At 40.0% G+C, this 10,977-nt stretch carries 8 protein-coding genes, 4 tRNA genes and 1 pseudogene; 4 read left to right on the top strand and 9 right to left on the bottom strand.

Annotated features, from left to right (window positions below):
* Nucleotides 1-87 precede the first annotated feature (87 nt).
* Nucleotides 88-468 carry a DUF29 family protein gene (locus H6G59_RS17060; RefSeq protein WP_199332059.1) on the top strand — a complete coding sequence of 127 codons (381 nt, stop codon included), beginning with the start codon at nucleotides 88-90 and terminating at the stop codon, nucleotides 466-468.
* A 46-nt stretch (nucleotides 469-514) separates the two neighbouring features.
* On the opposite strand, the gene H6G59_RS17055 is transcribed toward H6G59_RS17060, so the two are convergent.
* Both H6G59_RS17055 and H6G59_RS17050 read right to left on the bottom strand, forming a co-directional pair.
* A complete protein-coding gene (locus H6G59_RS17055) occupies nucleotides 515-2,107 on the bottom strand; it encodes a 2-isopropylmalate synthase (RefSeq protein ID WP_190716438.1) in 1,593 nt (530 codons plus the stop codon).
* A gap of 91 nt (nucleotides 2,108-2,198) precedes the next feature.
* A complete protein-coding gene (locus H6G59_RS17050) occupies nucleotides 2,199-2,720 on the bottom strand; it encodes a LabA-like NYN domain-containing protein (protein WP_016951503.1) in 522 nt (173 codons plus the stop codon).
* Nucleotides 2,721-3,479: 759 nt separating this feature from the next.
* On the opposite strand from H6G59_RS17050, the gene H6G59_RS17045 reads away from it, so the two are divergent.
* The 3 genes and pseudogenes from H6G59_RS17045 (at nucleotide 3,480) to H6G59_RS17035 (ending at nucleotide 6,926) form a co-directional block, all read left to right on the top strand.
* Nucleotides 3,480-3,623, top strand: a complete 144-nt coding sequence (locus H6G59_RS17045) for a hypothetical protein (protein ID WP_190716436.1) — start codon at nucleotides 3,480-3,482, stop codon at nucleotides 3,621-3,623.
* Between the two features lie 660 nt (nucleotides 3,624-4,283).
* Nucleotides 4,284-5,320, top strand: a pseudogene (locus H6G59_RS17040) (protein kinase domain-containing protein); the annotation flags it as partial.
* A gap of 52 nt (nucleotides 5,321-5,372) precedes the next feature.
* Nucleotides 5,373-6,926 (top strand): cation:proton antiporter domain-containing protein, encoded by a 1,554-nt coding sequence (locus H6G59_RS17035; protein ID WP_190716435.1) that lies wholly within the window; start codon nucleotides 5,373-5,375, stop codon nucleotides 6,924-6,926.
* 16 nt (nucleotides 6,927-6,942) lie between these two features.
* On the opposite strand, the gene H6G59_RS17030 is transcribed toward H6G59_RS17035, so the two are convergent.
* From H6G59_RS17030 to H6G59_RS17000, 7 genes are all read right to left on the bottom strand, one after another.
* Nucleotides 6,943-7,506, bottom strand: a complete 564-nt coding sequence (locus H6G59_RS17030; protein WP_190716433.1) for a DUF3124 domain-containing protein — start codon at nucleotides 7,504-7,506, stop codon at nucleotides 6,943-6,945.
* 5 nt (nucleotides 7,507-7,511) lie between these two features.
* Entirely contained in the window at nucleotides 7,512-8,189 is a 678-nt protein-coding gene (locus H6G59_RS17025) for a potassium channel family protein (protein WP_190716430.1), read from the bottom strand.
* Between the two features lie 406 nt (nucleotides 8,190-8,595).
* Complete coding sequence (locus H6G59_RS17020) at nucleotides 8,596-10,197, bottom strand: TROVE domain-containing protein (protein ID WP_190716428.1); 1,602 nt, start codon at nucleotides 10,195-10,197, stop codon at nucleotides 8,596-8,598.
* A 52-nt stretch (nucleotides 10,198-10,249) separates the two neighbouring features.
* Nucleotides 10,250-10,375 (bottom strand) — tRNA-OTHER (locus tag H6G59_RS17015).
* Nucleotides 10,376-10,411: 36 nt separating this feature from the next.
* A tRNA-OTHER gene (locus H6G59_RS17010) sits at nucleotides 10,412-10,550 on the bottom strand.
* Between the two features lie 27 nt (nucleotides 10,551-10,577).
* A tRNA-OTHER gene (locus H6G59_RS17005) sits at nucleotides 10,578-10,699 on the bottom strand.
* Between the two features lie 26 nt (nucleotides 10,700-10,725).
* Nucleotides 10,726-10,865: transfer RNA gene (locus H6G59_RS17000), tRNA-OTHER, on the bottom strand.
* Nucleotides 10,866-10,977: the final 112 nt, after the last annotated feature.

Below are 10,977 nucleotides of genomic sequence, written 5' to 3'. Positions count from 1 at the left end.
CTTTTGCTGTCATGTCAAGTAAAATTTTTCTCTGCTTCCTGCTGCTTATCTTGTTTCTTTTGTCAAGTTCATACTATACCAAATTAGATGAGCTTACCCTGTGAATTAGAAGAAATGAGCCTAAGTGATAAAATCAATAAAATTGATAGTTATGGCGTAATTCTCCTCATTCATTTAATTGAACAAAAAGCTGAAAAACGTTCTACCCGTTCTTGGGAAATATCTATTGAAAATGCAGTGCGGGAAATTAATAAAATTAACAAACGCCGCAAATCTGGTGGTGTTTACTTGAACCAAACAGAATTAATGGAAATTTTTCAAGAAGGATATCAAGTAGCACTGAAAAGAGCGTCGTTAGAAGCGTTTGAGGGACGTTATGAAGCTGAAGAATTAGCAGCTATGGTTGACAAACAAGAAGTATTAACTCATGCTCTGGAATTGATCAAGGTGGGTTACGGTGCGAATTAAGGCAATCTGTTAACATCAAATATCTCACCGCACCTAACCCACCCTACTAGGCTGTTACTTCTTCTTTTGCTTGCTGTTGTAAAGCTCCATACAATCTATTAAGTGCATTCACGTAAGCTTGAGCCGATGCCACAATGATGTCGGTGTTGGCTGCATGACCTGAATACACTTTAGAGTCATATTTTAAGCGAATTGTCACTTCCCCAAGAGCATCAATTCCACCTGTGACTGATTGCACAGAAAACTCTATCAACTCATTCGGTACATTTACTACCCGATTGATGGCTTTATAAACTGCATCTACTGGTCCTGTACCTATGGCAGCATCGGTTAATTCTTCACCGTTGGGGGTGCGGAGAGTGACTGTAGCGGTGGGTTTGGCGTTGCTACCGCAGGAAACCTGTACTAATTCTACCTGGAATAAAGCGGGTGATTGTTGGATTTCATCGTTAACGATCGCTTCTAAATCCCAATCTGAGATGTCTTTCTTCTTATCCGCTACGTCTTTAAATCTCACGAAGGCTTTATTTAACTCGGTTTCTGATAGTTCAAAACCTAATTCTTTCAAGCGAGTACCAAAGGCATTTCTACCAGAATGTTTACCCAAAACGATTTGATTGTCTGTTAAACCAATCAATTGGGCATCCATAATCTCATAGGTGAGCTTGTTTTTCAACACCCCATCTTGATGAATACCAGATTCATGTGCAAAGGCATTTGCACCAACTATGGCTTTATTTGGTTGCACCAACATTCCTGTCAAGTTGGAAACAAGACGTGAAGTTTTGTAAATTTGTTTGGTGTCGATATTCGTTAGGGGTGCTTCGGAATCTTCTGAGCGTCCTAAGAAGGGGTTAAAATATTGTCTGCGGACGTGCAGTGCCATAACCAATTCTTCTAAAGCGGCATTTCCTGCGCGTTCACCTATACCATTGATGGTACATTCTAACTGTCTTGCGCCGTTTTTGACTGCTTCTAAGAAGTTAGCAACTGCTAAACCTAAGTCGTTATGGCCATGAACGGAAATAATAGCTTGGTCGATGTTGGGGACGTTTTCGGTAATGCCTTTAATCATGTCCCCAAATTCGCTGGGTGTGGTGTAACCTACGGTGTCAGGAATGTTAACTGTTGTTGCACCAGCTGCGATCGCTCTCTCTAATACTTGATAAAGGAATTGTGGATCAGAACGAGCCGCATCCATTGGCGAAAATTCGACATCATCCATGAAGGACTTGGCATAGGCTACCATTTCTTCTGCGATCGCTAACACTTCTGCCCTTGACTTTCGCAGCTGATACTCTAAGTGAATATCAGAAGTAGAAATAAAGGTGTGAATTCTGCCGTGAACTGCTGGTTTTAATGCTTCTGCTGCCGCTTCAATATCTGCTTTAATTGCCCTAGCCAAACTACAAATTACAGGGCCATCTTCTGTCCCTACAATTTGAGCAATTTTCTTAACTGCTTCAAAATCTCCAGGACTAGCAAAGGCAAAACCAGCTTCAATAATATCCACTCCCAGACGCGCTAATTGCTTGGCAATAATCAGCTTTTCGTCTATATTTAAAGTCGCTCCTGGACACTGTTCTCCATCTCGCAGTGTCGTATCAAAGATGATAATTCTGTCTGCTTGATTTCTCATTGCTTTTAGGTTGTTTAGTTGTGATTGTGGGCTTAAAATACCTTGAACTTTATTTTTTAACTCTTGGTTTTGTAAATAATTGTTAACTTTACTAACCTTCCGTTTTTTCTATTTGGTCTCTAATATCGTTCAAGTCTATATACCTATCCGTAGCATTACGCAATTCCCTCGCTATCATTCCTTCTGTTGATACTACTGTTATGTGCGTGTTCTTTGAGCGTAATAGTTCTATCGCTCTTTCAAAATCACCATCGCCGCTGAATAAGACAACTCTGTCGTACTGATCTACTGTATTAAACATATCTACAACAATTTCAATATCTAAATTCGCTTTTTGCGAGTAACGACCAGAGACATCATCGTAATATTCTTTGAGAATTTTAGTGCGTACTGTATATCCCAAACTAATTAGCGCATCTCGAAAACCACGTTGATCTTGTGGATCTTTTAAGCCAGTGTACCAGAAAGCATTAATCAATGTCGTTTCTGACTGCTCGTTTTTGAAGTATTCTAACACTCGTCGCGGGTCAAAAAACCAGCCATTTTTTTGTTGAGCATAGAACATATTGTTTCCATCTACAAAAATAGATAGACGATTCATTGGAGAACCCATAGAAATTTACACCTAAATAATAGATAAGAATGTAAGATGGAAGAATAGATTATAGCAATTCTTAATTGACAAAGTCGCTAATATCTATAAAAGGTAGTTTTCATGTATAGCTTTTATCTTACCTCTGTCAAAGCAGAAAATTGGCTAAAACATTAAATTTGTGAGACTTATAACTAAACCTGTTTAACCTCCAACTCTTTCAAAGATACCCTGTGATCAAAATCTACCAATAAAATTGACTCCTTAACACCATTGGGATCTGGATATCAATCAAGTTTACTCCTAAAGAGGTATAGCATAGGGACTGGGATAGGATCTAGGCTGATCCCCATCAATATATTTTCTCATTAACCGTAGGGATTATTTCCTGGTAAGTATCAATATTTAAGCGGTGAATAAGGTTCCCTGGGAGGGTGGCTGAGTTCAAGCTTGTTTACCTGGCATCTTTTGCCTACACACTGCCAAACCAAATTATACGGGTTAGTGATAGGAGGAGCAAACTTTCTTTTTCTCCTGCTGCCCAAGTGGTTCAGTTGAGTACTAGAGTAGGTAGAATCTGGCAGTCATCAATTGCAAAGAAAAGTGAAGTTAGTCTAGTTCATATCTGTGCAACAATCACACAGAGGCATCCAGTCAGACAAATAGTTGAGCCGTATTTGTATAGGGAATATTTTAGTGTAACTGTACTCATGTAAATTTAGTAATAATTAAAGCATACTTCACAAATGTATAATATTTTTCTTGAAGTTTTATTTCAAAATGTTGCTATTAGAATCTTTACCTTATAGATGTCCAGCTTATACCCAGATGATCACCAAGTTGATGAAAGCGAGTGTGCGTTCGGTAGCTTTAGATATAGTTATGGATACATCAAGTAGCTATGGTGAGGTTAATAATCACTAATTTCAGGAGATGTCACAAAAATATGGGAGTATAGCCGTTGAAGAAGCCGTATTAGTCACAGCGACAGTCAAGTATCTTTAACCAAAATGCGATCGCATTGACTTTTGGGGAAATGGGCAGACATTTGAGATAATTCCTTCATAGTAAGTATAATGGCTGAATTAAACATACAGCAGGAGTCAGGAGACGCTTCGCAGACCTATGGCTTACGCCACGCTGCGCTATCGGTTCAGGAGACGCTACGCAGACCTCCGGTTCAGGAGTAAAACTGGCGAATGTGTCTAGGTTTCAATTTTGATTCTGTACCTCATTGATCTGCAATCTGCTGTATATACTCATATCTTGCACTATTATCTTTACCTCGAAAATAAAAGTCTATAACCCTTATAATTTCGTAGGGTGGGCAATGCCCATCGCACCCTTATTGATAAGGTGCAAGATGTGAATATATTGACCTCACCCCCAATCCCTTCCCTACTAAGCAAGGGTAGATTAAAAGCATATCCCCTGCCTATGCCTACGCTAGGCTTCACCTACGTAGGAGATAATCTTACCAGAAAAGTCTGATTTTTAATTAATCCCACATACTTATGTATTTAACTCAGAAAACTGGAACAATTATTTACAGCCAGAAAAGTTTTTCCAAACTAAGAGAAAAATCAACAAAAAAAATTATTATTAATTTCTCATAACTGCAAACTTTCTCCAGTTATTCAGGAGACTATCAGTTAACACTTCTGCACCTACAAAACTTAATTCAGCAAAGGGATTTAACATTGAATGCTAAAATACTTGCCGGACGCTACAAACTTATTAAAGTTCTGGGTGCAGGTGGATTTAGTGAAACCTATATTGCAGAAGATATACAGCGTTCTGACAACCCCCAATGTGTAGTCAAACATCTAAAACCAGCTACAACTAAAGCCGAGACTTTAGCACTTGCTAGGCGTTTATTTAGTTCAGAAGCAAAAACCCTGGCAAGACTAGGAACACACAATCAAATTCCTCAGCTTTTAGCATATTTTGAAGAAGATCAAGAATTTTATTTAGTGCAAGATTATATAATTGGACATCCATTAAATCAGGAATTACTATCAAGTAAATGTATCGCTGAAAGTTTAGTGATTGCAATTTTAAAAGACTTGTTGCACATATTAAAATTTGTCCATGCCAATGGCGTAATTCATCGAGATATCAAACCTAAAAATATTATCCGCCGACACTCAGATTGGAAACTAGTATTAATAGACTTTGGGGCGGTGAAAGAAGTCAGCACCCATATCACAGAAAGTCTTGATTCAACAGCCTTGACTATTGGTATTGGTACTAAAGGTTATGCACCTAGTGAACAATGTTTCGGTCATCCTCAATATAATAGCGATATTTACGCCATTGGCATGATTGGAATTAAAGCCTTGACTGGTATTTTTCCCCATGAGTTAGTAAGAGATATTGATGGCAAAGTAAAATGGATTGATCAAGCTAAAGTTAGTCAGCCTTTAGCAGCAATTATCAATAAAATGGTATTAGATAATTATCAAGAACGATATCAATCTGCATTAGAAGTTTTAGAGGAACTGGATAAATTGCCAATTTCTGAAGATGGTAAAATTGGTTTTAATACAGATTATTCCACAGATCATTTATCTTTATTTGATGCCGACTCTCCCACCACACCTTGGACAGGAGTTTTGTGAAGAAATGTATAACGTTTTTCAATGACATTCACATAAATTTTCAGTATCCATAGTGAATATTACCGAATTAGTCAAGATTTCCATTATTCTCCTGCTAGTTGCCACTGGTGTAGCTTTGGTATCCCGTCGGTTGGGAGTCCCTTATGTCACGGGCTTAGTCTTGGCAGGTTTGCCAATCACTGAGCTATTATCTCGTCCCATAGGTTTAGATCCTTCCTTGGTTTTGAATCTTTTCCTGCCAATTCTCATCTTTGACGCTGGTATTAATACCGATATCAGCCGTCTACGCAGTACATTTAAACCAATTGCCCTTCTGGCAGGCCCAGGGGCTGTACTTTCCAGTATTATTATTGCCGTCCTGTTGAAATTTGGGCTGGGACTAACTTGGATACCTGCTCTATTTGTAGGGGTAATTCTAGCAAACACTGATACAGTTTCCATGATTGCCGTCTTTAAGGACATACCAGTACCCTCCCGGCTTTCTAGCATTGTTGAAGGAGAAACCCTATTCAACGATGCTGCGGCTTTAGTTTCATTCAACCTGATTTTGCAAGTATATTCAACAGGTTCACTGACCTTATTAGAAGGAATCCAACAACTACTATTTATCTCTGTCGGGGGCTGCCTTGTAGGTTTAGTCTTAGGCTACTTGAGCATACCTATATTCACCCGTTTAGATGATCCCCTTAGCAGTCTGTTACTGACTGTCGCACTTGCATTAGGAACTTTTCAGGTTGGTCAATTTCTGGGTGTATCAGGCGCTGTAGCTGTTGTTATAGCTGGATTAATTTTTGGAAATTTTGGACTGTCTGGCAATACTACTGCTTCCAGTCGTATTACCTTGTTTAGTTTCTGGGAATATGCCAGTTTTACTGTCAACACCTTTATTTTTCTGCTGATTGGTGTAGAAATAAACCTAATCACACTCTGGACGACTTTACCTGCAATTCTACTTGCTGTTTTGGCTTATCAAGTCGGAAGAATTCTTACTGTCTATCCACTACTGACCGCAGTTCGTTGGTTTGACCGCCCCATTCCTCTGCGCTGGCAACATTTACTCTTTTTAGGCAACATCAAGGGTTCACTTTCTATGGCTCTGGCATTGAGCTTACCTAGTACGCTGCCGGGACGAGAAGTTCTCATTGCTTTAGTCTTTGGCAGCGTACTGGTGTCATTAGTAGGACAGGGTTTAAGCTTGCCTTGGCTAGTAAAACGCTTAAAATTATCTAAATTTTCCGAGACTCAGCAGCAGGTTGAAGAATTGCAAGCTCAACTAATGACAGGTAAAGCAGCACAGGATGAATTAGATAGCTTGTTGAAGTCAGGGGTATTACCAAAATCCGTCTATGAAGAAATGCGTTCGGCTTATCAGGTACGAGTGGCTAAAGCAGAAAAGGCTCTGCGAGACTACTATAATCGCCGTTTTGACAAGTCTGATGACAAGAGTAGTGATCTAAGCAAATTGGATGCTATTCGTCGCCGTTTGCTGTTAGCAGAAAAAGGAGTCCTTAACGAAGCACTGCGTAAGCGAATTCTTTCAGAAGTAACTGTAAGCGGACGGATACAATCTATTGATGAACAACTCCTCCAACTTGATGATGATTGAGCGCTTTTCAAGATACCTATTTCGACAATGAACCTTTATAGTTATTTTGACTTTTAATGACTTTACCAGGACTGACAAAAGAAATTCCTTGCTGAAAATCAGTACCAATCATGACTGCTTCTACTACAGGCTCAGAAATCTCTGTTTTGGCTACCCACTCTACAATAAAATTTGCCCCTAAACCTCCACTGATGTCGTTTTTATTTACGAAAAAATCACTTGATGCTAGTGCATCAAGTTGAATAGGATGCTCCAAATACTTCTTAATTAATTTTCCATCTGAGTCATAGTAGCGCACAGAAGTAATGATGATTGGATTTGTCAAATCTGTATTACGAATACTCAGCGTCACCGCTAAATTAAAAATTGCTTGGCCATTGTAATGATAGATATGGGAATAGACTGGAACATAAATGATTTGACTCATTGCTGCCTGGAAATTTTTATCCAGTGTCACTATTTTTTGAGATGTGGTAGACCCACTAGTATTGGATTGTGACTTTGGTGAAATCTCCCTTGATTTACAAGAAGTCAGAACAATAACAGCAATTGCTAAATAAAAATATGGATGCGGTTTCATTAAAACTATTTACAGCCTTCGATAAAATCAATAACTTGATGTAAAGCTCCTGGCTTAGTCACAATCAATACAGTCGAACCAGGTTCTAGTACTGTACTACCATTGGGAATCATCAAATCTTCGTGGGGGTGAGGTTGATAGGCAATAATTAGAGAGCCAGTGGGAAACTTAGAATCTTGAGCAATTTCAGCAACGCTACGATTGGCTACATAGCAACTGTTGGGAATAGAAAGTTTTAAAACCTCAATCTGCCCCTGCTCAAAATGCATCATTGATTCTACCTGGGGATATTCAATGGCATTTACCATCGTTGCAACTGATAGTTCAACAGTACTAATCACATGATTAGCTCCTGCCAAACGCAGTGGTTCAGCAAAATCAGAATGGCGCAGCCGAGACAGAATATGGGCAGCACCGTAGTGTTTAGCAAGAGTTACCATTGCTAGATTTAAGGCATCACTTCTGAGGACAGCTGCCAAGGCATCGGCTTTACGAATCCCCGCTTCTAACAAAACTTCTGTACTCACAGCACTGCCTTCAAAAGCCATCGCTCCTACTTGTTCACGGGCATAACGGCACGCAGTAGGATCAATATCAATGATGGCCACAGTATGCCCTAGTTCTACCAATTTTTGAGCCAAAGAAAGCCCTACTAAGCCTGCTCCACCAACTAGCACGTACATGGCTGCTCCTGAAACTCAAAAACTCTCTACTTTATTTTGTAGCACATAAGTAAATATAAAAATCTTGTTGATTAGCTTAAGTATAAATATTTGAAAAATTTAAAAAATTTAAAAAAATCTGTGGATTTAAGTTGACCAAAGATAGTAATTAACTAATCAATTCTCACTTTAATCTCAGCGACTCTGCGCCTCTGCGTGAGACAAAATCCTTAAAAATGGCGGGTGCGGGATTTGTTCGCGGAGCGTGCCGGAGGCATACCCGCTAATCCCCGAATATGGTGGAGACGTTATCCGATAACCCTAAATTCATCGGCCTAAAAGGCAAGTTGCGAACAAGGGAAACCCGCCAAGAAAGACAAAGGATAAAATTATATTTATCCCTTATCAGACAATCTACAGCACAACTTTATAATTCGTCATTAGCTAACATCTGGATGATGCGCGGAATACTCGGATCAAAACCTGCTAAATCCCAAGATAAAGGATCTTGAGGATCTACTAAAGAAATACGGTAAGGTGTTAAAGTCACATAAACCGCCTTCACATCAGGATTAACCTTTTTCCGGTATTCCTGCAAAGCTTGACTAGGATGTTTATTACCCGCCCAGCTTTCCGAGTCAGTCCAAAAGCAGACAACATCAGCCTTAAACTTATTCTTAATCATCCAGTCATAAGCTACACTCGCATCAGTTCCGCCAAAATTCTGGTTACTAGCTTTGCGAACCGCAGAACTAAAACTATCCTTTGCAGTAATTTCTAAATCTTTAAACTGAGTAGAAAAACCGCGAATTTCATAGTTTTTCTCGGCTTTTGCTGTCACTAACGCCATTGTCGTGGCGATTTCACAGCAACTCAAACCCATATCTGCAACCCAACTACTCATAGAACCAGAAATGTCTACGGCGTGCATAAACACTTTACCAGTCGGTTCTACCACCTCAAAAGACAGTTCAACCGCTTTTTCCAAAATGTCCACAATCCGGGAAACAGGTTTCCAAGTTTTTTGGCTACGTCCTAAACTACCTCCAGACTGATAGGTTTTGAGTGCTTTCAAAACATCAATGGGATGAATTCGACCTTTTCGCAGATGTTCTTGGTTATTCAGAACTGCTTCCACACGCTGTAAATTAGCGGTTTCATCAGCCCGCAATACATCCAACTGAGTCAAAGAACCCAAATTCCGCAACATTGCCCCGATAGGCATTTCTTGAAAGAGCAAATTCCAAGCTTGCTTGTCCATTTTGCCCACAGGTGCAGCCATTTCATGGGTTAAGCGTCCTTGAGAAATAGCTGTGTGAGTTTCGCTAGGGTTGCGTTTCAGCCATTCATACCACCAAATCTGCGCTAAAGCATCTGAGGGAATATCTGCTGGTAATTCTTCCCAACCTTTGACAACCCACTCAAATAATTGACGGTGATTTTCTGTAGGTGGGTTAACGTGAAACAACCGCAAAGCATCCCGGTGAGTAAAACCTTGACGTTGTTGATATTTCAAAAGTTGATAAGCCAAACTTTTGACATCTTCCCTTGATAGCCAAGTTTTACCAGCTTCGCGGATAACTTTACCAAAACCCCGCAGAGATTTGGTGTAGTTCAACCATTCATAAAAATGGCTACCTGTGCGAACAATTTGGGGGAAAATTTCACCGAATGCTTTTTTCGCTTCTGGTGTTTCACCCATTGATAGCAATACCAAAGCGAGAATAGGCGCACTGTTATTTATTGCGCGGCCATCACTAGCATAGATAATTTCTTCGGCTACCCGTCCAGGATTTTCCGCAACGGCTTGGGTGACAACCTTAGCAAAATCTTCTGTTAATTCCTGTTTACCAGCGTAGTACGTGCTTTTTGCTGTGCCTATTAACAGACACCGACGCAGCATTTTCCAAATACCAGCATCAAACATATAGCCGCCACTACGCCCTTTGATCATCTCTTTTTCCCGTCCGGGAATAGGCTGATTTTGAGGTGTAGCTGTTTTCTTTTTAGTAAAGAAGTTGTAATTCATTGCTTCTTTCCTCGGCCTTTTCAGGCAATTTTGAGATTCCACAAAGTGGAAGGTGGCAGGGCAGGATTTGAACCTGCGATCTCCCGCGTGGAAGGCGATAACCCTCATTCGTCGGCCTTTTCAGGCAAGGTATGAAAAAGGATGTTTTAGGTGTTCTAGGCCGCTGAACTACCTGCCACATGATGAATTTTGGATTTTAGATTGAATAGAGGTTTGGTGTAGTGGGGTAGGAATTGAACCTACAAGATTTTCATCGCCAGAACCCGATAACCCTCAATTAATCGGCCTGTTTAGGCAAGGAAAGTAAATTAAGGATTTACTCTGGTGCGTTTACCAATTTCGCCACCCACTACAGAAAAATTCAAAATCTAAAATTGTTTTGGGTGGTGGAGCAGGATTTGAACCTGCGAATGTCTCGATAACCCTCAATTCATCGGCCTTTGCAGGCAAGGTTGTGAATAAGGATATAAAATGAAATGCCTTACCACTTGGCTACCCACCACATAAAAAAATCAAAAGTAAGAGTTTTGGCGCGAGAAGCAGGATTTGAACCTGCGACCAATGAATTAACGATAACCCTCAGTTAGTCGGCCTTTTCAGGCAAGTTTGTCAACCAAGGAATATGGGTTTTACCCCGTTCACTGCTCTACCAACTGAGCTATTCCCGCACGTAAAAAATCAAAATATCAAATCGTTTTGGGTGTAGCGGAGCAGAAATTTGGTCTGCATCTCCGGGATTTTAATCAAGGGTATTTAATGTGATTACAATAACCCTCGATA

Source organism: Anabaena lutea FACHB-196, from assembly GCF_014698305.1.
In the GTDB taxonomy this organism is placed as follows: domain Bacteria; phylum Cyanobacteriota; class Cyanobacteriia; order Cyanobacteriales; family Nostocaceae; genus Anabaena; species Anabaena lutea.
This window is presented reverse-complemented; position numbering and strand designations above follow the sequence as displayed.

Coding starts and splice junctions, on each gene's coding strand:
- H6G59_RS17055 (WP_190716438.1), bottom strand. CDS start 2,107: ATGAGAAATCAAGCAGACAGAATTATCATCTTTGATACGACACTGCGA.
- H6G59_RS17020 (WP_190716428.1), bottom strand. CDS start 10,197: ATGAATTACAACTTCTTTACTAAAAAGAAAACAGCTACACCTCAAAAT.
- H6G59_RS17025 (WP_190716430.1), bottom strand. CDS start 8,189: ATGTACGTGCTAGTTGGTGGAGCAGGCTTAGTAGGGCTTTCTTTGGCT.
- H6G59_RS17050 (WP_016951503.1), bottom strand. CDS start 2,720: ATGGGTTCTCCAATGAATCGTCTATCTATTTTTGTAGATGGAAACAAT.
- H6G59_RS17060 (WP_199332059.1), top strand. CDS start 88: ATGAGCTTACCCTGTGAATTAGAAGAAATGAGCCTAAGTGATAAAATC.
- H6G59_RS17030 (WP_190716433.1), bottom strand. CDS start 7,506: ATGAAACCGCATCCATATTTTTATTTAGCAATTGCTGTTATTGTTCTG.
- H6G59_RS17045 (WP_190716436.1), top strand. CDS start 3,480: ATGTTGCTATTAGAATCTTTACCTTATAGATGTCCAGCTTATACCCAG.